21 protein-coding genes, 1 pseudogene and 1 other annotated feature (1 of these 23 only partly in view) are annotated in these 24,755 nt (G+C 56.1%); of the genes and pseudogenes, 18 read left to right on the forward strand and 4 right to left on the reverse strand.

Annotated elements, in window-relative coordinates; all coding sequences use genetic code 11:
* Positions 1 to 49, forward strand: a sequence feature (Thr leader region) (it extends 69 nt beyond the left edge of the window).
* 24 nt (positions 50 to 73) lie between these two features.
* The 4 genes from thrA to AB3N39_RS03210 all read left to right on the forward strand — a co-directional run bounded on the left by thrA (position 74) and on the right by AB3N39_RS03210 (position 5,300).
* The gene (gene thrA, locus AB3N39_RS03195) at positions 74 to 2,536 is read left to right on the forward strand and encodes a bifunctional aspartate kinase/homoserine dehydrogenase I (RefSeq protein ID WP_136195628.1); all 2,463 of its coding nucleotides are present in this window, start codon (positions 74 to 76) and stop codon (positions 2,534 to 2,536) included.
* A 1-nt stretch (position 2,537) separates the two neighbouring features.
* Entirely contained in the window at positions 2,538 to 3,467 is a 930-nt protein-coding gene (gene thrB / locus AB3N39_RS03200; protein WP_048225593.1) for a homoserine kinase, read from the forward strand.
* A 3-nt stretch (positions 3,468 to 3,470) separates the two neighbouring features.
* Positions 3,471 to 4,757 (forward strand): threonine synthase, encoded by a 1,287-nt coding sequence (thrC, locus tag AB3N39_RS03205; RefSeq protein ID WP_069720140.1) that lies wholly within the window; start codon positions 3,471 to 3,473, stop codon positions 4,755 to 4,757.
* Positions 4,758 to 5,003: 246 nt separating this feature from the next.
* The gene (locus AB3N39_RS03210; protein WP_115876475.1) at positions 5,004 to 5,300 is read left to right on the forward strand and encodes a DUF2502 domain-containing protein; all 297 of its coding nucleotides are present in this window, start codon (positions 5,004 to 5,006) and stop codon (positions 5,298 to 5,300) included.
* 32 nt (positions 5,301 to 5,332) lie between these two features.
* On the opposite strand, the gene yaaA is transcribed toward AB3N39_RS03210, so the two are convergent.
* Both yaaA and AB3N39_RS03220 read right to left on the reverse strand, forming a co-directional pair.
* Positions 5,333 to 6,106 (reverse strand): peroxide stress protein YaaA, encoded by a 774-nt coding sequence (gene yaaA / locus AB3N39_RS03215; protein ID WP_045355099.1) that lies wholly within the window; start codon positions 6,104 to 6,106, stop codon positions 5,333 to 5,335.
* 66 nt (positions 6,107 to 6,172) lie between these two features.
* Positions 6,173 to 7,603 (reverse strand): sodium:alanine symporter family protein, encoded by a 1,431-nt coding sequence (locus AB3N39_RS03220; protein WP_133293756.1) that lies wholly within the window; start codon positions 7,601 to 7,603, stop codon positions 6,173 to 6,175.
* 262 nt (positions 7,604 to 7,865) lie between these two features.
* Between AB3N39_RS03220 and tal the strand changes: the two genes are divergently transcribed.
* The 3 genes from tal to AB3N39_RS03235 all read left to right on the forward strand — a co-directional run bounded on the left by tal (position 7,866) and on the right by AB3N39_RS03235 (position 10,962).
* Complete coding sequence (gene tal / locus AB3N39_RS03225) at positions 7,866 to 8,819, forward strand: transaldolase (RefSeq protein ID WP_023310342.1); 954 nt, start codon at positions 7,866 to 7,868, stop codon at positions 8,817 to 8,819.
* A 110-nt stretch (positions 8,820 to 8,929) separates the two neighbouring features.
* A complete protein-coding gene (gene mog / locus AB3N39_RS03230) occupies positions 8,930 to 9,517 on the forward strand; it encodes a molybdopterin adenylyltransferase (protein ID WP_111964074.1) in 588 nt (195 codons plus the stop codon).
* A 122-nt stretch (positions 9,518 to 9,639) separates the two neighbouring features.
* Entirely contained in the window at positions 9,640 to 10,962 is a 1,323-nt protein-coding gene (locus AB3N39_RS03235) for an MFS transporter (protein WP_325814085.1), read from the forward strand.
* Here the strand turns inward: AB3N39_RS03235 and satP are convergent.
* Entirely contained in the window at positions 10,939 to 11,505 is a 567-nt protein-coding gene (satP, locus tag AB3N39_RS03240) for an acetate uptake transporter (RefSeq protein ID WP_367897072.1), read from the reverse strand. The two genes, AB3N39_RS03235 and satP, sit on opposite strands and share 24 nt — an antisense overlap.
* A 296-nt stretch (positions 11,506 to 11,801) precedes the next feature.
* Here satP and dnaK point away from each other — a divergent pair, with 296 nt between their 5' ends.
* From dnaK to nhaR, 4 genes are all read left to right on the forward strand, one after another.
* Positions 11,802 to 13,715, forward strand: coding sequence for a molecular chaperone DnaK (gene dnaK / locus AB3N39_RS03245; protein ID WP_008502041.1), 1,914 nt, complete (start codon positions 11,802 to 11,804; stop codon positions 13,713 to 13,715).
* A gap of 87 nt (positions 13,716 to 13,802) precedes the next feature.
* Positions 13,803 to 14,948, forward strand: coding sequence for a molecular chaperone DnaJ (gene dnaJ / locus AB3N39_RS03250; protein WP_014830600.1), 1,146 nt, complete (start codon positions 13,803 to 13,805; stop codon positions 14,946 to 14,948).
* 171 nt (positions 14,949 to 15,119) lie between these two features.
* Positions 15,120 to 16,295, forward strand: coding sequence for a Na+/H+ antiporter NhaA (gene nhaA, locus AB3N39_RS03255; RefSeq protein ID WP_136195625.1), 1,176 nt, complete (start codon positions 15,120 to 15,122; stop codon positions 16,293 to 16,295).
* A gap of 58 nt (positions 16,296 to 16,353) precedes the next feature.
* On the forward strand, positions 16,354 to 17,253 hold the full coding sequence (nhaR, locus tag AB3N39_RS03260; RefSeq protein WP_032660752.1) for a transcriptional activator NhaR: 900 nt from the start codon (positions 16,354 to 16,356) through the stop codon (positions 17,251 to 17,253).
* A 57-nt stretch (positions 17,254 to 17,310) separates the two neighbouring features.
* Here nhaR and rpsT read toward each other — a convergent pair whose 3' ends face one another.
* Positions 17,311 to 17,574, reverse strand: coding sequence for a 30S ribosomal protein S20 (gene rpsT, locus AB3N39_RS03265; RefSeq protein ID WP_003856458.1), 264 nt, complete (start codon positions 17,572 to 17,574; stop codon positions 17,311 to 17,313).
* 101 nt (positions 17,575 to 17,675) lie between these two features.
* On the opposite strand from rpsT, the pseudogene AB3N39_RS03270 reads away from it, so the two are divergent.
* The 7 genes and pseudogenes from AB3N39_RS03270 to dapB all read left to right on the forward strand — a co-directional run bounded on the left by AB3N39_RS03270 (position 17,676) and on the right by dapB (position 24,671).
* Positions 17,676 to 17,894, forward strand: a pseudogene (locus tag AB3N39_RS03270) (DUF2575 domain-containing protein).
* A gap of 7 nt (positions 17,895 to 17,901) precedes the next feature.
* Positions 17,902 to 18,828: a bifunctional riboflavin kinase/FAD synthetase gene (gene ribF / locus AB3N39_RS03275; protein WP_032644021.1), complete on the forward strand. Its 927-nt coding sequence runs from the start codon at positions 17,902 to 17,904 to the stop codon at positions 18,826 to 18,828.
* 45 nt (positions 18,829 to 18,873) lie between these two features.
* Entirely contained in the window at positions 18,874 to 21,690 is a 2,817-nt protein-coding gene (gene ileS / locus AB3N39_RS03280; protein WP_115876466.1) for an isoleucine--tRNA ligase, read from the forward strand.
* Positions 21,690 to 22,190 (forward strand): signal peptidase II, encoded by a 501-nt coding sequence (gene lspA, locus AB3N39_RS03285; RefSeq protein ID WP_127729576.1) that lies wholly within the window; start codon positions 21,690 to 21,692, stop codon positions 22,188 to 22,190. The genes ileS and lspA overlap by 1 nt, the downstream gene beginning before the upstream one ends.
* Before the next feature lie 52 nt (positions 22,191 to 22,242).
* On the forward strand, positions 22,243 to 22,692 hold the full coding sequence (fkpB, locus tag AB3N39_RS03290) for an FKBP-type peptidyl-prolyl cis-trans isomerase (protein WP_003856450.1): 450 nt from the start codon (positions 22,243 to 22,245) through the stop codon (positions 22,690 to 22,692).
* A 1-nt stretch (position 22,693) separates the two neighbouring features.
* Positions 22,694 to 23,644, forward strand: coding sequence for a 4-hydroxy-3-methylbut-2-enyl diphosphate reductase (gene ispH / locus AB3N39_RS03295; RefSeq protein WP_115876464.1), 951 nt, complete (start codon positions 22,694 to 22,696; stop codon positions 23,642 to 23,644).
* Positions 23,645 to 23,849: 205 nt separating this feature from the next.
* A complete protein-coding gene (dapB, locus tag AB3N39_RS03300; protein WP_133293759.1) occupies positions 23,850 to 24,671 on the forward strand; it encodes a 4-hydroxy-tetrahydrodipicolinate reductase in 822 nt (273 codons plus the stop codon).
* Positions 24,672 to 24,755 lie beyond the last annotated feature (84 nt).

A 24,755-nucleotide genomic window follows, 5' to 3' on the forward strand; every position in this document is an offset into this window, starting at 1 on the left:
AGGAAAAACAAAAAAAAGCCCGCACCTAGACAGTGCGGGCTTTTTTTTCGGCTAAAGGAAACGAGGTAGAACCATGCGAGTGTTGAAGTTCGGCGGTACATCAGTGGCAAATGCAGAACGTTTTCTGCGTGTTGCCGATATCCTGGAAAGCAACGCCAGGCAGGGGCAGGTTGCGACCGTGCTCTCTGCCCCGGCAAAAATCACGAACCATCTGGTGGCGATGATCGAAAAAACCATCGGTGGCCAGGATGCACTCCCGAACATCAGCGACGCAGAGCGTATCTTCGCTGACTTATTGCAAGGGCTGGCAGAGGCGCTGCCTGGCTTCCCGCACGCTCAGCTGAAGTCCTTCGTTGAGCAGGAATTTGCGCAAATCAAACACGTTCTGCACGGTATCAGCCTCCTCGGCCAGTGCCCGGACAGCATCAACGCGGCGCTGATTTGTCGCGGTGAAAAACTCTCTATCGCCATTATGGCCGGCGTGCTGGAAGCGCGCGGCCATAGCGTGACCGTGATCGATCCCGTTGAAAAACTGCTTGCGGTGGGCCACTACCTCGAATCCACCGTTGATATTGCCGAATCAACCCGCCGTATCGCCGCCAGCAAAATTCCCGCTGACCACATGATCCTGATGGCAGGCTTTACCGCCGGTAACGAGAAGGGCGAGCTGGTGGTGCTGGGCCGTAACGGTTCCGACTACTCCGCCGCCGTGCTGGCCGCCTGCTTACGCGCGGACTGTTGCGAGATCTGGACTGACGTCGACGGCGTCTATACCTGCGACCCGCGCCAGGTTCCGGACGCCAGGCTGCTGAAGTCGATGTCGTACCAGGAAGCGATGGAGCTTTCCTACTTCGGCGCCAAAGTGCTTCACCCTCGTACCATCTCCCCGATTGCCCAGTTCCAGATCCCTTGCCTGATTAAAAACACCGGTAACCCGCAGGCGCCGGGTACGCTGATTGGCGCGAGTACCGATGAGGACGGTCTGCCGGTGAAAGGCATCTCCAACCTGAACAATATGGCGATGTTTAGCGTCTCCGGCCCTGGGATGAAAGGGATGGTCGGCATGGCAGCGCGCGTATTTGCGGCCATGTCCCGCAACGGTATCTCGGTGGTGCTGATTACCCAGTCCTCTTCCGAATACAGCATCAGCTTCTGCGTGCCGCAGGGCGACTGCCTGCGCGCCCGTCGCGCGCTGGAAGAAGAGTTCTATCTGGAGCTTAAAGAAGAATTGCTCGAGCCGCTCTCTATTCAGGAGCGTCTGGCGATTATCTCCGTGGTTGGCGACGGCATGCGCACGCTGCGCGGTATCTCCGCCAAGTTCTTTGCCGCGCTGGCGCGCGCCAATATCAACATCGTGGCGATTGCCCAGGGCTCGTCGGAGCGTTCAATTTCTGTTGTCGTGGACAATGATGACGCCACCACCGGCGTTCGCGTGGTTCACCAGATGCTGTTCAACACCGATCAGGTCATCGAGCTGTTCCTGATTGGCGTGGGTGGCGTAGGCGGCGCGCTGCTGGAGCAGGTGAAGCGTCAGCAGGCGTGGCTTAAGAAGAAACACATCGACCTGCGCGTCTGCGGGATTGCGAATTCCAAAGCGCTGCTTACCAACGTCCACGGCCTTAACCTGGAAAACTGGCAGGCAGAGATGAACGAGGCGAAAGAGCCGTTCAACCTGGGCCGCCTGATCCGTCTGGTGAAAGAGTACCATCTGCTTAACCCGGTCATCGTCGACTGTACCTCGAACCAGGCGGTCGCCGACCAGTACGCCGACTTCCTGCGCGAAGGTTTCCACGTGGTGACGCCGAACAAAAAGGCCAACACTTCGTCGATGGATTACTATCACCAGCTGCGTCTGGCGGCGAGCAAGTCGCGCCGCAAGTTCCTTTACGACACCAACGTTGGGGCTGGTCTGCCGGTTATCGAAAACCTGCAGAACCTGCTTAACGCGGGTGATGAACTGCAGCGTTTCTCCGGCATTCTCTCCGGCTCGCTGTCGTTTATCTTCGGCAAGCTGGATGAAGGGATGAGCCTTTCCGAAGCCACCCGCGCCGCGCGCGAGCTGGGCTACACCGAGCCGGATCCGCGTGACGATCTCTCCGGTATGGATGTGGCGCGTAAGCTGCTGATCCTCGCCCGTGAAACGGGCCGGGAGCTTGAGCTTTCTGATATCGTGATTGAACCGGTCCTGCCGGCAGAATTTGACAGCAGCGGTGACGTCAGCGCCTTTATGACCAGACTGCCGCAGCTTGACGACGCGTTTGCCGCGCGCGTTGCGAAAGCCCGTGATGAAGGTAAGGTATTGCGCTATGTTGGCAACATTGAAGAAGATGGCGTGTGCCGGGTGAAGATTGCCGAAGTGGATGGCAACGACCCGCTGTACAAAGTCAAAAACGGCGAAAACGCCCTCGCGTTTTACAGCCACTATTATCAGCCACTGCCGCTGGTGCTTCGCGGCTATGGCGCAGGGAACGATGTTACGGCGGCGGGTGTGTTTGCCGATCTGCTGCGTACCCTGTCATGGAAGTTAGGAGTTTAACATGGTCAAAGTTTATGCCCCGGCTTCCAGCGCGAATATGAGCGTCGGATTTGACGTGCTGGGTGCGGCGGTGACGCCGGTGGATGGTTCGCTGCTGGGCGATACGGTTACGGTGGAAGCGGCAGACAGCTTCAGCCTGAATAACGTGGGCCGCTTCGCCAGCAAGCTACCGTCCGACCCGCGCGAGAACATCGTCTATCAATGCTGGGAACGCTTCTGTCAGGAGATCGGTAAAAACGTGCCGGTCGCTATGACGCTGGAAAAAAGTATGCCGATTGGCTCGGGGCTGGGTTCCAGCGCCTGTTCGGTGGTCGCCGCTCTGGTGGCAATGAATGAGCACTGCGGCAAGCCGCTGAACAACAACCGCCTGCTGGGCTTAATGGGCGAGCTGGAAGGGCGTATCTCCGGCAGCATTCACTATGACAACGTGGCGCCGTGCTTCCTCGGCGGCATGCAGCTGATGATCGAAGAAAATGGCATCATCAGCCAGCAGGTGCCAGGGTTTGATGAGTGGCTGTGGGTGCTGGCCTATCCGGGCATTAAGGTCTCTACCGCGGAAGCGCGTGCGATCCTGCCCGCGCAATATCGTCGTCAGGACTGTATCGCCCACGGGCGTCATCTGGCGGGCTTTATCCACGCCTGCTACACCCGTCAGCCGCAGCTGGCGGCAAAACTGATGAAGGACGTCATTGCCGAGCCGTATCGCACGAAGCTGCTACCCGGCTTTAACGAGGCGCGACAGGCATCAATGGATATCGGCGCGCAGGCGTGCGGCATCTCCGGCTCCGGCCCGACGCTGTTCGCCCTGTGCGACAAGGCAGACACTGCGCAGCGCGTGGCGGACTGGCTCTCTAAACACTACCTGCAAAATCAGGAAGGCTTTGTTCATATTTGCCGTCTGGACACGGCTGGCGCACGAGTACTGGGATAATTAATGAAACTCTACAACCTTAAAGATCATAACGAGCAGGTCAGCTTCGCGCAGGCGGTGACTCAGGGACTGGGCAAAAATCAGGGGCTGTTTTTCCCGCATGACCTGCCGGAATTCCAGCTGACCGAGATTGATGACCTGCTGAAGCAGGATTTTGTCACCCGCAGCACCAAAATTCTGTCCGCGTTTATCGGCGATGAAATTCCGCAGGAGCTGCTGGAAGAGCGCGTGCGTGCGGCATTCGCGTTCCCGGCGCCGGTTCAGCAGGTTGAGCCTGACGTGGGCTGTCTGGAGCTGTTCCACGGCCCAACCCTGGCGTTTAAAGACTTCGGCGGCCGCTTTATGGCGCAGATGCTGACCCACATCAGCGGCGACAAGCCGGTGACCATCCTGACCGCAACCTCCGGCGATACCGGCGCGGCGGTGGCACACGCGTTCTACGGCCTGAAAAACGTCCGCGTGGTGATCCTCTATCCGAAAGGCAAAATCAGCCCGCTGCAGGAGAAACTGTTCTGCACCCTCGGCGGCAACATTGAAACCGTGGCAATTGACGGCGATTTCGATGCCTGCCAGGCGCTGGTCAAGCAGGCCTTCGACGACGAAGAGCTGAAGGTAGCTTTGGGTCTTAACTCTGCGAACTCCATCAACATCAGCCGTCTGCTGGCGCAGATCTGCTACTACTTCGAAGCGGTGGCGCAGCTGCCGCAGGAAGCGCGCAACCAGCTGGTGATCTCCGTTCCGAGCGGTAACTTCGGTGACCTGACGGCGGGCCTGCTGGCAAAATCCCTGGGTCTGCCGGTGAAACGCTTTATCGCCGCGACCAACGCCAACGACACCGTGCCGCGCTTCCTGAAAGACGGGAAGTGGGCGCCGAACGCCACGCAGGCGACCCTCTCCAATGCGATGGATGTGTCTCAGCCGAACAACTGGCCGCGCGTGGAAGAGCTGTTCCGCCGTAAGATCTGGCGTCTGGGCGACCTGGGCTATGCCGCGGTGACGGATGAAACTACCAAATCCACCATGCGCGAGCTGAAGGCGGTCGGGTATACCTCTGAACCGCACGCGGCGATTGCCTACCGCGCGCTGCGCGACCAGCTTAACCCGGGTGAATATGGCCTGTTCCTGGGTACCGCACATCCGGCGAAGTTCAAAGAGAGCGTGGAGGCAATCCTGGGCGAAACGCTGCCGCTGCCGAAAGAGCTGGCCGAGCGTGCCGACCTGCCGCTGCTGTCCCATGAACTGCCGGCAGACTTTGCCGCGCTGCGTAAGCTGATGATGTCCCGAGCATAATTTTTGTCGGGTGCGGCTTCGCCTTACCCGACCTACAACGGCTCAGAACGTAGGCCGGGTAAGGCGTAGCCGCTACCCGGCTTTTTTTATGGAGAAATTAAGGAGGAAAATAGCAGGGAAAAAGCAGAAATTCCCAATAAATGCGGTCACTTAGCGATTAGGATTGCAGAGAATAACATCCCCCGTTTCCCTCGCGTAATCTCCTTACATCGGCCCACGTAGGGCAAAGATAATAAGGAGTCACCGATGTCTACACTGAAACCTGTGCTGATTGCGCTTTCACTGATGCTGGTCGCTCCCATGGCGGTACAGGCATCCGAAATCACCCTCGTACCTGCGGTAAAACTGCAGATTGGCGACCGGGATAATAACGGGCACTACTGGGACGGTGGCCGCTGGCGCGACCACGACTGGTGGAAGGCGCATTATGACTGGCGCGATAACCACTGGCGTCCACATGATGAGCATCGCGAGCGTGACCACCATCATGACGACCGTCGCCATGACGATCATCGTCCGGGCCCGGACTGGAAACACCACTAATGCAAAACCCCGCCAGCCGGCGGGGTTTGTTTTTACTGCTCGTGGCGCTTAAACACCAGCTCGCCTTTCCCTGACGCTTCTTCGTCAAAGAAATAGCCTTCGCTGTTGAAGGCGGTTAGCTGCTCCGGCTTCGTCAGGCGGTTCTGGATAATGTAGCGGCTCATCAGACCGCGCGCTTTCTTGGCGTAGAAGCTGATCACTTTGAACTTACCGTTCTTCTCGTCGAGGAACACCGGTTTGATAATCTCCGCATCCAGCTTTTTCGGCTTCACCGACTTGTAGTATTCATCGGATGCCAGGTTAATCACCACGTTATCGCCCTGGGCGTGCAGCGCCGCATTCAGCTTGTCGGTAATGATATCGCCCCAGAAATGGTACAGGTCTTTGCCTTTGGCATTCTCCAGACGAATCCCCATCTCCAGACGATACGGCTGCATGAGGTCCAGCGGTCTCAGTACGCCGTACAGACCCGACAGCATGCGCAGATGCTGCTGGGCAAAATCGAAATCGGCTTCGCTAAAATCTTCCGCCTGCAGGCCGGTATAGACATCGCCTTTAAATGCCAGAATCGCCTGGCGAGCGTTAGCCGGGGTGAAATCCGGGTGCCATTCATGAAAGCGGGTCGCGTTAAGGTCTGCCAGCTTGTCGCTGATGCTCATCAGCGAGGCGATTTGCGGCGCAGAGAGCTTACGCGCTTCGCGGATCAGCTGTTGCGAGTAGTCCAGCAGTTCAGGCTGGGTATAGCGCTCGGTAGCGAGCGGGCTCTGGTAGTCGAGCGTTTTTGCAGGTGAAATCAGAATCAGCATATCCAGTCCTTGCAGGAAATTTAGAGCGACTTTAGCAAAAAATAGCCCTGAATTGATCGATAGCTGTTATTGCCGCGGCAAATCATCCCACGTGCCGGGGGCAAGCTGCGCCTTAATATCGGGATAACGGGCGGGATCAAATACCGGCGGAACGCCGAGTTTGCGCTGGCGCAGATAGTCTCTGGCAATCAGGGTCACCACGGGCGAGAGCAGCAGGATCGCCGTGAGGTTAGTGATCGCCATCAGCGCCATAATGATATCGGCCAGCTGCCAGACCAGCGGCATACTGAGCAGGGAGCCAGCGATCACCATCAGGATGACCCCCAGACGCAGGGTTCCGATTGCGGCGCGGGAGTCGAGCTTCAGGAAAATAAGGTTATTTTCGGCGTAAAGGTAATTCACCACTATCGAGCTGAAGGCAAACAAAACCAGGATTAGCGAGACAAACCCTGCACCCCAGCCGCCGGTCAGGTTCACCAGCGCCTGCTGGAGAAGCTGTATTCCGACGGTGCCCGACGCGTGCGGTACGGGGCCTGCCAGCAGCAAAATCATAGCGCTGGCGGAACAGATAATAATGGTATCTGTAAAGACGCCAATCATCTGCACAATGCCTTGCGCGGCCGGGTGCGGCGGCCAGGAAGAGGCGGCGGCTGCCGCGTTGGGGGTTGACCCCATACCGGCTTCATTGGAGAACATGCCCCGCTGAAAACCCGCCATCAGCGCCTGGCTGAAGGTATAGCCCAGCGCCCCGGAGGCCACTTCGCGCCAGCCAAAGGCGCTTTTGACGATGGTCGCAATCACGCCCGGCACCTGGTCGAGATGCAGGGCGGCAACGAACAGGCTCGCGGCAACCCAGAGCAGCGCCATAATGGGCACCAGCCACTGCATCAGACGGGCGATGCCCTTGAGACCGACCGAGATGGTAAGCAGAACGACGATGGCTAAAGCGAGACCCGCGAGCCACTCGGGGCAGGAGAAGGCATAGCGCAGGGCGTTGGCGACCGAGTTCGCCTGGACGGTATTAAAAATAAGGCCGTACGCGAGCAGTAAAAAAAGCGAGAACAGGACGCCCATCCAGCGCATCCCTAAGCCACGCGCCATGTACCAGGCAGGACCGCCGCGAAACTGGCCGTTTTTATCTTTCTCTTTATAAAGCTGGGCGAGCGAACTTTCGGCAAAGGAGGTGGCCATCCCGAGAAGCGCCGTCACCCACATCCAGAAGACTGCGCCTGGCCCACCGGCGCTGATGGCCAGCGCAACGCCCGCCAGATTGCCGCTGCCGAGGCGTGCCGCCAGGCTGGTACAAAGTGCCTGAAACGACGTTAATCCGCCCGGCTGAGGCGTGACGCTGTTTTTCAGACTTCTGCCAAACTTGCGAATATAACGAAACTGGATGAACCCACTGCGTAGCGTAAACCAAATACCTGCTCCCAGAAGCAGGTAAATCATTATCGAACCCCACAGGACTTCGTTAATAAAGAAAAAGAAATCAGGCATTAACGTCCCTCTTGTTGATGCCAAAGTGAATATGTAAGCGCTACCACTGATTGGGCATGCTGTTGCTTAGCAGCCTGTTAATATTCCGAGTTTACCATACTCTACCTAAGCGCACTGTCTGCGGTTGCGCTACCCCTCCGTCGTGTTATCATCAGGGCAGACCGGTTACATCCCCCTAACAAGTAAACCTGTCATTTTTCCGCTGCAGGCATGCTGTCGGTAGCGTGAATTATCCAGGGCACGTTAAAAGAGAAACACTATCATGACGGATAAATTGACCTCCCTTCGTCAGTTCACCACTGTCGTAGCTGACACCGGAGATATCGCGGCAATGAAGCTGTACCAGCCGCAGGATGCCACAACTAACCCTTCTCTGATCCTTAACGCCGCACAGATCCCTGAGTATCGCAAACTGATTGACGACGCAGTGACCTGGGCGAAAGCACAGAGCAACGACCGCGCGCAGCAGGTTGTGGATGCCACCGACAAACTGGCAGTGAACATCGGTCTGGAAATCCTGAAACTGGTTCCTGGCCGTATCTCTACCGAAGTAGATGCGCGTCTTTCCTACGACACCGAAGCGTCTATCGCCAAAGCGAAACGTCTGATCAAAATGTACAACGACGCGGGCATCAGCAACGACCGTATCCTGATCAAACTGGCTTCCACCTGGCAGGGTATCCGCGCGGCAGAGCAGCTGGAAAAAGACGGTATCAACTGTAACCTGACCCTGCTGTTCTCCTTCGCGCAGGCGCGTGCTTGTGCAGAAGCGGGCGTATACCTGATTTCTCCGTTCGTGGGCCGTATTCTGGACTGGTACAAAGCCAACACTGATAAGAAAGAGTACGCACCGGCTGAAGATCCAGGCGTAGTTTCTGTTACTGAAATCTACGAATACTACAAGCAGCACGGTTATGAGACTGTGGTTATGGGCGCAAGCTTCCGTAACGTCGGTGAAATCATCGAGCTGGCTGGCTGTGACCGCCTGACCATCGCTCCTGCGCTGCTGAAAGAGCTGGCAGAAAGCGAAGGTACCATTGAGCGTAAACTGTCTTACACCGGTGAAGTAAAAGCACGTCCAGAGCGCATCACTGAATCCGAGTTCCTGTGGCAGCACAACCAGGATCCAATGGCGGTAGACAAGCTGGCGGATGGTATCCGTAAGTTTGCTGTTGACCAGGGCAAACTGGAAAAAATGATCGGCGACCTGCTGTAATCATTCTGCGTGACCGGGCTCCCGGTCACGCGACTTCTTTCGTCCCCTGTCTGAATCTCCTCTCTGCGTGTATCATTCCCTTTAATCAGTACTCTTTGAATGGAATGGATATGAATACCTTACGCATCGGCTTAGTGTCGATTTCAGACCGCGCCTCCAGCGGTGTTTACCAGGATAAAGGCATCCCCGCTCTGGAAGAATGGTTGAGCAGCGCGCTGACCACCCCTTTTGAGATTCAGACACGCCTGATTCCTGACGAACAACCGATCATCGAGCAGACGCTCTGCGAGCTGGTGGATGAGATGAGCTGCCACCTTGTTCTGACGACGGGCGGAACCGGCCCCGCCCGCCGTGACGTGACGCCGGACGCGACGCTGGCTATCGCCGATCGCGAAATGCCGGGCTTCGGTGAACAGATGCGCCAGATCGGTCTACACTTTGTTCCGACGGCCATTCTTTCCCGCCAGGTGGGGGTGATCCGCAAGCAGGCGTTGATTCTGAACCTGCCGGGTCAGCCGAAGTCGATCAAAGAGACCCTGGAAGGGCTTAAAGCGGAAGACGGCAGCGTCATCGTTCACGGTATCTTTGCAAGTGTACCGTATTGTATACAGCTTCTTGACGGCCCGTATGTCGAAACCGATGAGAAAGTGGTAGCAGCTTTTCGTCCTAAAAACGCGCGTCGCGAAACAATCTCCTGAAATTAATCAATGTGAGACATAAGCTGAAGCGGCGATAGCGTGGGCAAGGTTTTACGGTATAGTAACTTTTTCTTTACGATTGCTGTAAAAATAAATCCACAACACACGCATAATGGTTCGCTATGTCACATAACGCCCGACCTCTGAATCGACAGGATTACAAAACCCTCACGCTTGCGGCCTTAGGCGGCGCGCTGGAGTTTTACGACTTCATTATCTTCGTCTTCTTCGCCGCCGTGGTGGGAGAGCTCTTCTTCCCGGCGGATATTCCGGAATGGCTGCGTCAGGTGCAAACCTTCGGCATTTTTGCCGCCGGGTATCTGGCGCGTCCGCTGGGCGGCATCATCATGGCCCACTTTGGCGATCTGGTCGGGCGTAAGAAGATGTTTACCCTTAGCATCCTGCTGATGGCCGTGCCGACGCTGGCCATTGGTCTGCTGCCCACCTATGCCTCGATGGGTATCCTTGCGCCGTTGCTGCTGTTGCTGATGCGCGTTCTTCAGGGCGCGGCGATTGGCGGTGAAGTGCCGGGCGCGTGGGTGTTTGTCGCGGAACATGTTCCGGCGCGCCGCATTGGTATCGCCTGCGGAACCTTAACCGCGGGCTTAACGGTAGGGATTTTGCTCGGGTCCGTCGTCGCAACGATCGTTAATACCAGCATGACGCAGCAGGCCGTGCACGACTGGGGCTGGCGTATTCCATTCCTGCTGGGCGGAGCGTTTGGCCTGGTCGCGATGTACCTGCGTCGCTGGCTGCAGGAGACCCCGGTTTTCCTCGAAATGCAGCAGCGCAAGGCGCTGGCGCAGGAGCTGCCGGTGAAGGCGGTCGTGGTACGCCATAAAAAAGCGGTAGTGGTGTCGATGCTGCTTACCTGGCTGCTCTCGGCGGGCATCGTGGTGGTGATATTGATGTCCCCGGTGTGGCTGCAAAAGCAGTATGGTTTCGCTCCTGCCGTGACGTTACAGGCGAACAGTATCGCGACAATCATGCTCTGCTTTGGCTGTCTTGCCGCCGGGCTGGCGGCGGATCGTTTCGGTGCCAGCGTTACCTTTGTTGTCGGGAGCCTGTTACTGGCCGCATCAAGCTGGGCGTTTTACCATCTGGCTGGCAGCCATCCTGAACAGCTGTTCCTGCTGTACGGCGTGGTAGGCCTGTGCGTGGGCGTTGTCGGGGCTGTACCGTACGTGATGGTGCGCGCGTTCCCGCCAGAGGTACGCTTCACCGGGATTTCTTTTTCCTACAACGTGTCGTATGCCATTTTCGGTGGGCTGACGCCGATTGCGGTGACGGTGTTGATGGGCGTGTCTCCCATGGCTCCGGCCTGGTACGTGCTGGCGCTGTCGATGATGGGGCTGGGATTAGGGATTTGGCTGGGGCAGAAGCGGGGATGTCGTGCCCGCGAGGCGGACACGACAGAAGGATCAGTGTTTTTCACCAATCGGTAAAACGGTGCGGTCAAACTGCTCGTTCAGCACTTCACCCATTGCAAGGTAGATAGCGCTTGCGCCGCAAACCAGACCAATCCAGCCTGCAACATGAACGATGCCTTCGTTATCCACCAGGTGACCGATCGCCAGCAGGGCGAACAGGACGGTCAGGTTCAGGAAAACGAACTGCAGCATGCGGTTGCCCTTCAGGGTACCGAAGAACATAAACAGGGTGAAAACGCCCCACAGACCCAGGTAAACGCCCAGGAAGTGGGCGTTTGCCGCGTCTGCCATGCCCATTTTAGGCAGCAGCAGAATGGCAACCAGGGTCAGCCAGAAAGAACCGTAAGAGGTGAATGCGGTTAAGCCGAAGGTATTGCCTTTCTTATATTCCAGCAGGCCCGCGAAGATTTGTGCGATACCGCCGTAAAAAATGCCCATCGCCAGGATGATGCCATCCATCGGGAACATCCCGATATTGTGCAGGTTCAGCAGAATAGTGGTCATGCCAAAACCCATCAGGCCCAGCGGAGCCGGATTAGCCAACTTAGTGTTGCCCATAAGTCCTCAAAAAAATCATCATTAATATGGTGAAATGGTTAAACCCGCGTCAGTTCTCCCTGACTGGGCGCGGCATCATAATGGGCGCAATCAATGGCGTCTATGATCTCATCAGGGTGAAATTAAAATTTTTTTTATGCTTGCCCCTTGATGGATGCCGTCGCGACCCCATCTTGTAGTCAACCGCAGTGTGTGGACCTGAAAAAAATCAAATCTGGGCAGTTGAAAAAGCACGTTCTGCCCTTATTACAGGTACACAACCACATGTTGACTGAATTTTTAGTGGAGACGTTTAGATGGGTAAAATTATTGGTATCGACCTGGGTACTACCAACTCTTGTGTAGCGATTATGGATGGCACTACTGCACGCGTGCTGGAGAACGCCGAGGGCGATCGCACCACGCCTTCTATCATTGCTTATACCCAGGATGGTGAAACTCTGGTTGGTCAGCCGGCTAAACGTCAGGCAGTGACAAACCCGCAAAACACCCTGTTTGCGATTAAACGCCTGATCGGTCGCCGCTTCCAGGACGAAGAAGTTCAGCGTGACGTTTCCATCATGCCTTACAAAATCATCGCGGCAGATAACGGCGATGCATGGCTTGATGTGAAAGGCACCAAAACTGCACCACCGCAGATTTCTGCTGAAGTGCTGAAAAAAATGAAGAAAACCGCTGAAGATTACCTGGGTGAGCCGGTAACTGAAGCTGTTATCACCGTACCTGCCTACTTCAACGATGCTCAGCGTCAGGCAACCAAAGATGCTGGCCGTATCGCAGGTCTGGAAGTAAAACGTATCATCAACGAACCAACCGCGGCTGCACTGGCTTACGGTCTGGATAAAGAAGTCGGCAACCGTACTATCGCGGTTTACGACCTGGGTGGTGGTACCTTCGATATCTCTATTATCGAAATCGACGAAGTTGACGGCGAAAAAACCTTCGAAGTTCTGGCAACCAACGGTGATACCCACCTGGGTGGTGAAGACTTCGATACCCGTCTGATCAACTACCTCGTTGACGAGTTCAAGAAAGATCAGGGCATTGACCTGCGTAACGACCCGCTGGCTATGCAGCGCCTGAAAGAAGCCGCTGAGAAAGCGAAGATCGAGCTGTCTTCTGCTCAGCAGACCGACGTTAACCTGCCGTACATCACTGCAGACGCGACCGGTCCTAAACACATGAACATCAAAGTGACCCGTGCGAAACTGGAAAGCCTGGTAGAAGACCTGGTGAACCGTTCTATCGAGCCGCTGAAAGTTGCTCTGCAGGACGCTGGCCTGTCCGTGTCTGATATCAACGACGTTATCCTCGTTGGTGGCCAGACCCGTATGCCAATGGTGCAGAAGAAAGTGGCTGAGTTCTTTGGTAAAGAGCCACGTAAAGACGTTAACCCGGACGAAGCAGTGGCTATCGGTGCTGCGGTTCAGGGTGGCGTACTGACCGGTGAAGTTAAAGACGTACTGCTGCTGGACGTTACCCCGCTGTCTCTGGGTATCGAAACCATGGGCGGTGTGATGACTGCGCTCATCAACAAAAACACCACCATCCCAACCAAGCACAGCCAGGTGTTCTCTACCGCTGAAGACAACCAGTCTGCGGTAACCATCCATGTGCTGCAGGGTGAGCGTAAGCGTGCGGCGGATAACAAATCTCTGGGTCAGTTCAACCTGGACGGTATTAACCCGGCACCGCGCGGCATGCCGCAGATCGAAGTCACCTTCGACATCGATGCTGACGGTATCCTGCACGTGTCTGCGAAAGACAAAAACAGCGGTAAAGAGCAGAAGATCACCATCAAGGCATCTTCTGGCCTGAACGAAGCTGAAATCGAAAAAATGGTTCGCGATGCCGAAGCTAACGCGGAATCCGACCGTAAGTTCGAAGAGCTGGTTCAGACCCGTAACCAGGGTGACCATCTGCTGCACAGCACCCGTAAGCAGGTTGAAGAAGCAGGCGATAAACTGCCAGCGGAAGACAAGACTGCTATCGAAGCTGCACTGAGTGCGCTGGAATCCTCACTGAAAGGTGAAGATAAAGCGGACATTGAAGCGAAGATGCAGGAACTGGCACAGGCTTCTCAGAAGCTGATGGAAATCGCTCAGCAGCAGCACGCTCAACAGCAGGCGGGCGCTGACGCTTCGGCGAACAACGCGAAAGACGACGATGTTGTCGACGCTGAGTTCGAAGAAGTTAAAGATAAAAAATAATCGCCCTGATGCAGGGTAATTAATCGGCACGGGCGTAGGAGAACTCTCCACGCCCGTGCTCGCATGTTAAGGGGCTTAAAAAAACCAATGGCAAAGCAAGACTATTACGAGATTTTAGGCGTTCCGAAAACTGCGGAAGAGCGTGAAATCAAAAAGGCGTATAAGCGCCTGGCCATGAAATTCCACCCGGACCGTAACCAGGGTGACAAAGAGGCTGAAGCCAAATTTAAAGAGATCAAAGAAGCCTACGAAGTCCTGACCGATGCACAAAAACGTGCGGCCTATGACCAGTACGGTCACGCAGCCTTTGAACAGGGCGGCATGGGCGGCGGTGGATTCGGCGGTGGCGGCTTTGGCGGCGGCGCTGACTTCAGCGATATCTTTGGCGATGTGTTCGGCGATATCTTCGGCGGCGGCCGTGGTCGTCAGCGCGCGGCGCGCGGCGCGGACCTGCGCTACAACATGGAGCTGACGCTGGAAGAGGCCGTTCGCGGCGTAACCAAAGAGATCCGTATTCCAACTCTGGAAGAGTGTGACGTTTGCCACGGCAGCGGTGCGAAAGCGGGTACGCAGCCACAAACCTGTCCAACCTGTCACGGTTCGGGTCAGGTACAGATGCGTCAGGGCTTCTTTGCGGTGCAGCAGGCCTGTCCGCACTGTCACGGTCGCGGTACGCTGATCAAAGATCCGTGCACCAAATGCCACGGCCACGGTCGCGTTGAGAAAACCAAGACCCTGTCCGTTAAGATCCCGGCCGGCGTGGATACGGGCGACCGCATCCGTCTGGCAGGTGAGGGCGAAGCAGGCGAGCACGGCGCACCGGCAGGCGATCTGTACGTCCAGGTGCAGGTGAAACAGCACGCTATCTTTGAGCGTGAAGGGAACAACCTGTACTGCGAAGTGCCGATCAACTTTGCGATGGCGGCACTGGGCGGTGAAATCGAAGTACCGACGCTGGATGGTCGCGTCAATCTGAAGATCCCGGGCGAGACTCAGACCGGTAAGCTGTTCCGCATGCGCGGGAAAGGCGTTAAATCCGTTCGTGGTGGTGCGCAGGGCGACCTGCTTTGCCGCGTCGTCGTGGAAACGCCGGTTGGCCTGAACGACAAGCAGAAACAGCTGCTGAAAGAGCTGCAGGAGAGCTTCGGCGGCCCGACGGGTGAGAAAAACAGCCCGCGCTCCAAAAGCTTCTTCGATGGCGTCAAAAAATTCTTCGATGATTTAACCCGCTAATCGATCAGCTGGTTTTCATCCGCAAAAGCCCGGAAGCGATTCCGGGCTTTTTTATTTGCGCGTATAGCTCGGTTAAACTGAGTTTATACTCAATATTAATCTGTTTTTGCCGAGCTATTAGGCTTGGTATTATGGTTTTATCGAGGTATTGTTGTAAAAGAGAGAATTTAAATGAAATTACTACACCGTTTCTTTAGCAGTGAGGCGTCCGGTGGCGTGATCCTGATTATTGCCGCAGCGGCCGCGATGGTGCTGGCTAACCTTGGCATCACGCAGGATCTCTACCATGCATTTCTGGAAACGCCCGTTGAGCTGAAGGTCGGAGCGCTGGAAATTAACAAGAACATGCTGCTGTGGATCAACGATGCGCTAATGGCGGTGTTCTTCCTGCTGGTGGGGCTTGAGGTTAAGCGTGAGCTGGTACTGGGCTCGCTAGCCAGCCGCCAGCGCGCGGCGTTCCCGGTCATTGCCGCGCTCGGTGGGATGGTGGTGCCGGCGCTGCTCTTCCTGGCATTCACCTGGCAGGATCCGATTGCACGTCACGGCTGGGCGATCCCGGCTGCGACGGATATCGCCTTTGCGCTCGGTGTCTTAGCCTTACTCGGTAGCCGCGTGCCGGTAGCCCTGAAAATCTTCCTGATGGCGCTGGCGATCATCGATGACCTGGGCGCCATTGTGATTATCGCGCTGTTCTACACCAGCGATCTGTCGATCCTGTCCCTGAGCGTCGCTGCCGGGGCGATTGCGGTGCTGGCGCTGCTGAACATCTTTAATGTGCGCCGTATTGGAATCTATATCCTGGTGGGGATGGTGCTGTGGACGGCGGTGCTGAAATCCGGCGTGCATGCCACGCTGGCAGGGGTAATCGTCGGCTTCCTCGTGCCGCTTAAGCCGCAGGACGGCAAGTCGCCCGCTAAGCAGCTGGAGCATGTGCTGCACCCGTGGGTCGCCTTTATGATCCTACCCCTATTTGCGTTTGCCAACGCCGGGGTTTCGCTGGGCGGGGTGACGCTGGACGGGCTGACGTCCGTGCTGCCGCTGGGCATTATTGCCGGGCTGTTTATCGGTAAGCCGCTGGGTATTAGCCTCTTCTGCTGGCTGGCGACGAAGCTGAAGCTGGCGTCATTGCCGCACGGCACAACCTTTGGTCAAATTATGGCCGTCGGCGTGCTGTGTGGAATCGGGTTTACGATGTCGATCTTTATCTCGACCCTTGCGTTTGGCGCGCATGCGCCTGAGCTGATCGTCTGGGCGAAACTCGGCATTCTTATTGGGTCATTACTGGCCGCGGTAATCGGTTATACCTTGCTGAAGGTAAAATTGTCCGGACAGGCCGTCCGGGCATAACGGAACACCGGGAGGAGGCGATCCTTCTCCCGATACACACTCAGGGAGAGAAGACGAGATGTCTCATTTAAATTACAACCATCTGTACTACTTCTGGCACGTCTATAAGCAGGGCTCGGTGGTGGGAGCGGCAGAGGCGCTCTACCTGACGCCGCAAACCATTACCGGGCAAATCAAGGCGCTGGAAGAGCGTTTGCAGGGCAAGCTGTTCAAGCGTAAGGGGCGTGGGATTGAACCCAGCGAACTGGGCGAGCTGGTGTTTCGCTACGCGGACAAGATGTTCACCCTGAGCCAGGAGATGCTGGATATTGTCAACTACCGCAAAGAGTCGAACCTGCTCTTTGACGTGGGCGTGGCGGATGCGCTGTCCAAACGGCTGGTGAGCGGCGTGCTGGACGCGGCGGTGGTTGAAGATGAACAAATTCATCTGCGCTGCTTTGAATCCACCCACGAGATGCTGCTGGAACAGCTAAGCCAGCACAAGCTGGATATGATTATCTCGGATTGTCCGATTGATTCCACCCAGCAGGAAGGGCTGTTCTCGGTAAAAATTGGCGAATGCGGCGTGAGCTTCTGGTGCATTAATCCGCCGCCGGAAAAACCGTTCCCCGCGTGCCTTGAAGAGCGCCGCCTGCTGGTGCCGGGAAGGCGCTCAATGCTGGGACGCAAGCTGCTGAACTGGTTTAACTCGCAGGGGCTAAAGGTCGAAATTCTCGGAGAGTTTGACGATGCGGCGCTGATGAAAGCCTTTGGCGAAGCGCATAACGCCATCTTCGTTGCGCCGACGCTGTACGCGCACGATCTCTATTCGGACGATAAGATTACGGAGATAGGCAGAGTGGATAACGTGATGGAGGAGTATCACGCCATATTTGCCGAAAGGATGATTCAGCACCCGGCGGTGCAGCGAATCTGTAACCGTGACTACTCGGCGCTGTTTACGCCACCGGCAATCTGAAGGCATAAAAAAACCCGCGTTAAGCGGGTTCTTTAAACAAGCAACAACAAGTAGCGATTAAGCCAGTTTGTTGATCTGCGCGGTCAGGTTTGCTTTATGACGCGCTGCTTTGTTTTTGTGGATCAGACCTTTAGCAGCCTGACGATCCACGATTGGTTGCATTTCGTTAAATGCGTTCTGCGCTGCAGCTTTATCGCCTGCTTCGATTGCTGCGTATACTTTCTTGATGAAAGTACGCATCATAGAGCGACGGCTTGCGTTGTGCTTACGAGCCTTTTCAGACTGAACGGCACGTTTCTTAGCTGATTTGATATTAGCCAAGTCCAACTCCCAAATATGTTCTATGTGGACAATTCAAAGGCCGAGGAATATGCCCTCTTTACCTTCTTTTGTCAATGGATTTGTGCAAATAAGCGCCGTTAATTAGCGACGCTACGTTACGTAGTGATGGCGCAGGATTCTACCAGCTTGTCTTCCCTGAATACAGCCTTTCGGCATAAAAATCGCAGTTCACGAGCAGATTTTTTCGCTGCGAAAGGTCAGCCTGATGAAATCATTACGGCTTTCTGTTTTGCGCGAACAATCGCCGGTTAACCTTAACCGCTGTACAAGGTATACTTTGGCGATTTTCACTGTTTTGAGCCAGACATGAAGCTGATACGCGGCATACATAATCTCAGCAGCGCACCGCACGGGTGCGTGCTGACTATTGGTAATTTCGACGGCGTGCATCGTGGTCATCAGGCGCTGTTGCAGGGATTGCGTAAAGAAGGGGAGGCCCGCGGCCTGCCTGTTGTAGTGATGATTTTCGAGCCGCAGCCGCTGGAGCTGTTCGCGGGCGATAAATCTCCCGCCCGCCTCACTCGCCTGCGCGAGAAGTTGCGCTATCTGGCGGAGTCCGGCGTGGACTATGTATTGTGTGTACGTTTCGATCGCCGCTTTGCCGCGCTGACAGCACAAAATTTCGTCAGCGACCTGCTGGTTAAGCGCCTTGGCGTGCAGTTTCTCGCCGTGGGCGATGATTTCCGCTTTGGCGCTGGTCGTCAGGGCGATTTCTTGCTATTACAGAAGGCTGGTCTGGAGTACGGTTTTGACGTCACCAGCGCGATGACCTTCTGCGAAGGCGGCGTGCGCGTCAGCAGCACGGCGGTTCGCCGGGCATTGGCCGATGATGAACTGGATACGGCTGAAACCCTGCTGGGGCATCCGTTTACTATCTCTGGCCGCGTGGTCCATGGCGATGCGCTGGGCCGCACGATAGGCTTCCCGACGGCGAATATACCGCTGCGTCGTCAGGTTTCCCCGGTTAAAGGGGTTTATGCGGTGGAAGTGGCAGGACTGGGCGATAAGCCGTTCTACGGCGTCGCCAACATTGGCACGCGTCCGACCGTCGCGGGTGTGCGTCAACAGCTAGAAGTGCACCTGCTGGACGTTGTAATGGACCTGTATGGTCGCCATATAGATGTGATACTGCGTAAAAAAATACGCAACGAGCAGCGATTTGGTTCGCTGGATGAACTAAAAGCGCAAATTGCGCGAGATGAATTGACGGCCCGCGAGTTTTTTGGGCTTTGAACCCGGCTTAACTGCCTACGTGATAAATACGGAACCGAGAATCTGATGAGTGACTATAAATCAACCCTGAATTTGCCGGAAACAGGGTTCCCGATGCGCGGCGATCTCGCCAAGCGCGAACCGGGAATGCTGGCGCGTTGGACCGATGATGACCTGTACGGCATCATTCGTGCAGCCAAAAAAGGCAAAAAAACCTTCATTTTGCATGATGGCCCTCCATATGCGAATGGCAGCATTCATATTGGTCACTCGGTTAACAAGATTCTGAAAGACATTATCGTGAAGTCCAAAGGGCTCACGGGCTATGACTCGCCTTACGTTCCAGGCTGGGACTGCCACGGTCTGCCAATCGAGCTGAAAGTGGAGCAAGAGTTCGGCAAGCCGGGTGAGAAGTTCACCGCCGCCGAGTTCCGTGCGAAGTGTCGCGAATATGCAGCCACGCAGGTCGACGGTCAGCGCGCTGACTTCATCCGTCTGGGCGTGCTGGGCGACTGGTCGCACCCGTACCTGACCATGGATTTCAAAACTGAAGCCAACATCATCCGTGCGCTGGGCAAAATCATCGGTAACGGTCACCTGCACAAAGGCGCTAAGCCGGTGCACTGGTGCGTGGACTGCCGCTCTGCGCTGGCAGAAGCGGAAGTGGAGTATTACGACAAAACTTCCCCATCTATCGACGTGGCGTTCCATGCCGTCGATCAGGATGCGGTGAAGGCTAAATTTGGCGTCTCCTCGGTAAACGGCCCGATCTCTCTGGTGATCTGGACCACCACCCCGTGGACTCTGCCTGCCAACCGTGCGATCTCCCTGTCCGGTGAGTTCGAATACGCACTGGTGCAGATTGACGGTCAGGCGGTTATCCTGGCGAAAGATCTGGTTGAGAGCGTGCTGAAGCGCGCGCATATCAGTGACTACACCGTGCTGGGCACCGTGAAAGGTGACGCCCTGGAGCTGATGCGCTTCAAGCACCCGTTCCTGGACTTCGACGTTCCGGCGATCCTGGGCGATCACGTGACGCTGGAAGCGGGTACCGGTGCGGTGCATACCGCCGGTGGCCACGGTCCTGACGACTACAACATCAGCCTGAAGTACGGTCTGGAAATCGCTAACCCGGTCGGCCCGGACGGTTCTTATCTGCCTGGCACCTACCCGGCGCTGGATGGTATCAACGTCTTCAAAGCGAACGACATTATCGTCGACATGCTGCGTACCAGCGGCGCGCTGCTGCACGTAGAAAAAATGCAGCACAGCTATCCGTGCTGCTGGCGTCACAAGACCCCGATCATCTTCCGTGCGACCCCGCAGTGGTTCGTCAGTATGGATCAGAAAGGCCTGCGTGAGCAGTCTCTGAAAGAGATCAAAGGCGTGCAGTGGATCCCTGACTGGGGCCAGGCGCGTATCGAATCCATGGTAGCTAACCGTCCTGACTGGTGTATCTCCCGTCAGCGTACCTGGGGTGTACCGATGTCTCTGTTCGTGCACAAAGAGACGCAGGAACTGCACCCGAATACCCTGGAACTGATGGAAGAAGTGGCGAAGCGCGTCGAAGTTGACGGCATTCAGGCGTGGTGGGATCTCGACGCCCGCGACATCTTGGGCGCTGATGCAGATAACTACGAGAAAGTGCCGGATACCCTGGACGTGTGGTTCGACTCCGGGTCGACCCACTCCTCCGTGGTTGACGTGCGTCCGGAATTCGCCGGTCACGCTGCCGATATGTATCTGGAAGGGTCGGACCAACACCGCGGCTGGTTCATGTCATCTCTGATGATCTCCACCGCCATGAAGGGTAAAGCGCCTTACCGTCAGGTACTGACTCACGGCTTCACCGTGGATGGTCAGGGCCGTAAGATGTCCAAATCTATCGGTAACACCGTTTCTCCGCAGGATGTGATGAACAAACTGGGCGCAGACATCCTGCGTCTGTGGGTGGCGTCGACCGACTACACCGGCGAAATGGCGGTGTCTGACGAGATCCTGAAGCGTGCTGCCGACAGCTATCGTCGTATCCGTAACACCGCGCGCTTCCTGCTGGCGAACCTGAACGGGTTCGATCCGGCAAAAGACATGGTTAAACCGGAAGAGATGGTGGTGCTGGACCGCTGGGCGGTAGGCTGCGCGAAAGCGGCGCAGGACGATATCCTGAAAGCCTATGAGTCTTACGACTTCCACGAAGTGGTGCAGCGCCTGATGCGCTTCTGCTCCATCGAGATGGGCTCGTTCTACCTCGACATCATCAAAGACCGCCAGTACACCGCGAAAGCGGACAGCGTGGCGCGTCGTAGCTGCCAGACCGCGCTGTTCCACATCGCAGAAGCGCTGGTACGCTGGATGGCGCCGATCATGTCCTTCACCGCGGATGAAATCTGGGGCTATCTGCCTGGCGACCGTGAGAAGTATGTCTTCACGGGTGAGTGGTACGAAGGTCTGTTCGATCTCTCCAGCACCGAAGCGATGAACGATGCCTTCTGGGACGAGCTGCTGAAGGTGCGTGGCGAAGTGAACAAGGTTATCGAGCAGGCGCGTGCAGACAAGAAAGTCGGCGGCTCTCTGGAAGCGGCAGTCACGCTGTACGCTGAACCGGAGCTGGCGGCGAAGCTGATCGCGCTGGGCGATGAATTACGATTTGTCCTGTTGACCTCCGGTGCGAAAGTTGCGGATTATGCCGAGGCTTCTGCTGATGCTCAGCAGAGCGAACTGCTCAAAGGACTGAAAGTCGCGCTGAGCAAAGCCGACGGTGAGAAATGCCCGCGTTGCTGGCATTACACTACCGATGTCGGTCAGGTGGCGGAACACGCAGACATCTGCGGACGCTGTGTAAGCAACGTCGCCGGTGACGGCGAAAAACGTAAGTTTGCCTGATGAGTAAAACTCTCTGTTCAACAGGACTGCGCTGGCTGTGGCTGGTTGTGGTGGTGCTGATTATCGATCTGGGCAGCAAATTCCTGATACTCCAGAATTTTTCTCTGGGGGAGACGGTCCCGCTGTTCCCGTCGCTTAACCTGCACTACGCGCGTAACTACGGCGCAGCGTTTAGTTTCCTTGCCGACAGCGGTGGCTGGCAGCGCTGGTTCTTTGCAGGTATCGCTCTGGGTATCTGCGTGATCCTGGCGGTGCTGATGTACCGCTCGAAGGCCACGCAAAAGCTGAATAACATCGCCTACGCGCTGATCATTGGCGGCGCGCTGGGCAACCTGTTTGACCGCCTGTGGCACGGCTTTGTGGTCGATATGATTGACTTTTACGTCGGCGACTGGCATTTCGCGACCTTTAACCTGGCCGATACGGCAATTTGTATCGGTGCGGCGTTAATCGTGCTGGAAGGCTTCTTGCCTAAACCGGCTGCGAAAGAGCAGGCGTAACACACTCGCCCGGTGGTGTAATGCCACCGGGCAAAACAAGCGAGCAATTTGCATGTCTAAATCCGTACAGAGCAACAGCGCGGTTCTCGTTCACTTCACGCTGAAGCTGGATGACGGCTCCACGGCCGAATCCACCCGCAATAACGGCAAACCGGCCCTGTTTCGTCTTGGCGATACCTCCCTGTCTGAAGGTCTTGAGCAGCAGCTTCTGGGCCTGAAAGAGGGAGAGAAAAAAGCCTTTTCGCTGGAGCCGGATGCCGCGTTTGGCGTGCCGAGTCCGGACCTGATCCAGTATTTCTCGCGCCGCGAGTTTATGGATGCGGGTGAACCGGAAATCGGCGCGATTATGCTCTTTACCGCTATGGACGGCAGCGAAATGCCTGGCGTGATCCGCGAAATCAACGGCGACTCCATTACCGTTGACTTCAACCATCCGCTTGCCGGGCGTACCGTTCATTTTGATGTTGAAGTGCTGGAAATCGATCCTGCACTGGAGGCCTGAAATGCAGATCCTGTTGGCTAACCCGCGCGGCTTCTGCGCCGGTGTAGACCGCGCTATCAGCATTGTTGAAAACGCGCTGGAGATTTACGGCGCGCCGATTTATGTGCGTCACGAAGTGGTGCACAACCGCTACGTGGTCGACAGCCTGCGCGAGCGCGGCGCCATCTTCATTGAGCAGATCAGCGAAGTACCGGACGGTGCGATCCTGATCTTCTCCGCGCACGGTGTCTCTCAGGCGGTCCGTAACGAAGCAAAAAGCCGCGATCTGACCGTATTCGATGCTACCTGTCCGCTGGTGACAAAAGTGCATATGGAAGTGGCGCGCGCCAGCCGTCGTGGTGAAGAGTCGATTTTGATTGGCCATGCCGGTCATCCGGAAGTCGAAGGCACCATGGGCCAGTACAGCAACCCGGAAGGGGGGATGTATCTGGTTGAGTCGCCTGAAGATGTCCTTACGCTGAACGTGAAAAACGAAGCGCGTCTGTCGTTTATGACCCAGACGACGCTCTCCGTAGACGATACCTCAGACGTGATTGACGCCCTGCGTCAGCGCTTCCCGAAAATCGTCGGCCCGCGTAAGGATGATATCTGCTACGCAACCACTAACCGTCAGGAAGCGGTGCGCGCGCTGGCTGAACAGGCGGATGTGGTGCTCGTGGTCGGCTCCAAAAACTCATCTAACTCCAACCGTCTGGCCGAACTGGCGCAACGCATGGGGAAAATGGCTTTCCTGATTGATGACGCGTCGGATATTCAGGAAGCGTGGGTTAAAGACGCGGCCTGTGTCGGCGTGACGGCCGGGGCGTCTGCGCCAGATATTCTGGTTCAGAACGTCATTTCCCGTCTGCAGGAGCTGGGCGGCGGCGAAGCGGTGCCGCTGGAAGGACGTGAAGAGAACATCGTTTTCGAAGTCCCGAAAGAACTGCGCATCGACGCCCGCGAAGTTGAATAGTCCTTTTTCTGATGAAAGGCCAGCACCTCCTGTGCTGGCCTTTTTTTTACCCGTTACTTTATCGTGACGACAAAATCATGTCTTTTACTGATATTTAAGTCGGTTTCACGTTAAATTCTAATTATCGGTGTTTTCAGTTGGCAGTGCTTCTCAAGGCTGGTTAATCTGAAAACGGTTTACATCATTTTAACGTAAGAGAATAACTATGCATGATGCACAGATCCGTGTCGCCATTGCGGGCGCGGGTGGACGTATGGGCCGTCAGCTTATTCAGGCGGCACTTCAGATGGATGGCGTAGCGCTTGGCGCGGCACTGGAGCGAGAAGGTTCTTCGCTTCTGGGGACCGATGCCGGTGAGCTGGCGGGCGCTGGCCACACGGGTGTTACCGTGCAAAGCAGTCTGGAAGCGGTAAAAGAGGACTTCGATGTATTCATCGATTTTACACGCCCGGAAGGGACGCTCACGCATCTGGCGTTTTGCCGTCAGCACGGCAAGGGGATGGTGATTGGCACCACCGGTTTTGACGATGCGGGCAAGCAGGCTATCCAGGATGCATCCAAAGAGATTGCGATTGTCTTCGCCGCAAACTTTAGCGTGGGCGTTAACGTCATGCTGAAGCTGCTGGAGAAGGCCGCGAAGGTGATGGGCAATTATACCGATATCGAGATTGTAGAAGCTCACCACCGTTACAAGGTTGATGCGCCATCTGGGACGGCGCTGGCGATGGGCGAAGCGATTGCTCATGCACTTGATAAAGATTTAAAAGACTGCGCGGTCTATACCCGCGAAGGCTACACCGGCGAACGCGTACCTGGCACCATCGGTTTCGCAACCGTGCGAGCGGGTGACATCGTCGGCGAACACACGGCGATGTTCGCCGATATTGGCGAACGTGTCGAAATTACGCATAAAGCGTCCAGCCGAATGACGTTTGCCAATGGTGCCGTTCGGTCCGCCTTGTGGCTGAAAGAGAAGAAAAATGGTCTTTTTGATATGCGAGATGTGCTAGATCTCAACAATTTGTAAGCATTATTACCCATCGTGATGTGGTTATTGCAGTCGTAATTGTTTGATTGCATAGGGCAATATTTTATTGCCCTTTTATTTTAT

The organism is Enterobacter vonholyi (assembly GCF_040834095.1).
GTDB lineage: Bacteria > Pseudomonadota > Gammaproteobacteria > Enterobacterales > Enterobacteriaceae > Enterobacter > Enterobacter vonholyi.

Bases quoted from the DNA above. Each gene is read 5' to 3' on its own strand.
- thrA (WP_136195628.1), top strand. From the start codon at position 74: ATGCGAGTGTTGAAGTTCGGCGGTACATCAGTGGCAAATGCAGAACGT.
- thrB (WP_048225593.1), top strand. From the start codon at position 2,538: ATGGTCAAAGTTTATGCCCCGGCTTCCAGCGCGAATATGAGCGTCGGA.
- thrC (WP_069720140.1), top strand. From the start codon at position 3,471: ATGAAACTCTACAACCTTAAAGATCATAACGAGCAGGTCAGCTTCGCG.
- AB3N39_RS03210 (WP_115876475.1), top strand. From the start codon at position 5,004: ATGTCTACACTGAAACCTGTGCTGATTGCGCTTTCACTGATGCTGGTC.
- yaaA (WP_045355099.1), bottom strand. From the start codon at position 6,106: ATGCTGATTCTGATTTCACCTGCAAAAACGCTCGACTACCAGAGCCCG.
- AB3N39_RS03220 (WP_133293756.1), bottom strand. From the start codon at position 7,603: ATGCCTGATTTCTTTTTCTTTATTAACGAAGTCCTGTGGGGTTCGATA.
- tal (WP_023310342.1), top strand. From the start codon at position 7,866: ATGACGGATAAATTGACCTCCCTTCGTCAGTTCACCACTGTCGTAGCT.
- mog (WP_111964074.1), top strand. From the start codon at position 8,930: ATGAATACCTTACGCATCGGCTTAGTGTCGATTTCAGACCGCGCCTCC.
- AB3N39_RS03235 (WP_325814085.1), top strand. From the start codon at position 9,640: ATGTCACATAACGCCCGACCTCTGAATCGACAGGATTACAAAACCCTC.
- satP (WP_367897072.1), bottom strand. From the start codon at position 11,505: ATGGGCAACACTAAGTTGGCTAATCCGGCTCCGCTGGGCCTGATGGGT.
- dnaK (WP_008502041.1), top strand. From the start codon at position 11,802: ATGGGTAAAATTATTGGTATCGACCTGGGTACTACCAACTCTTGTGTA.
- dnaJ (WP_014830600.1), top strand. From the start codon at position 13,803: ATGGCAAAGCAAGACTATTACGAGATTTTAGGCGTTCCGAAAACTGCG.
- nhaA (WP_136195625.1), top strand. From the start codon at position 15,120: ATGAAATTACTACACCGTTTCTTTAGCAGTGAGGCGTCCGGTGGCGTG.
- nhaR (WP_032660752.1), top strand. From the start codon at position 16,354: ATGTCTCATTTAAATTACAACCATCTGTACTACTTCTGGCACGTCTAT.
- ribF (WP_032644021.1), top strand. From the start codon at position 17,902: ATGAAGCTGATACGCGGCATACATAATCTCAGCAGCGCACCGCACGGG.
- ileS (WP_115876466.1), top strand. From the start codon at position 18,874: ATGAGTGACTATAAATCAACCCTGAATTTGCCGGAAACAGGGTTCCCG.
- lspA (WP_127729576.1), top strand. From the start codon at position 21,690: ATGAGTAAAACTCTCTGTTCAACAGGACTGCGCTGGCTGTGGCTGGTT.
- fkpB (WP_003856450.1), top strand. From the start codon at position 22,243: ATGTCTAAATCCGTACAGAGCAACAGCGCGGTTCTCGTTCACTTCACG.
- ispH (WP_115876464.1), top strand. From the start codon at position 22,694: ATGCAGATCCTGTTGGCTAACCCGCGCGGCTTCTGCGCCGGTGTAGAC.
- dapB (WP_133293759.1), top strand. From the start codon at position 23,850: ATGCATGATGCACAGATCCGTGTCGCCATTGCGGGCGCGGGTGGACGT.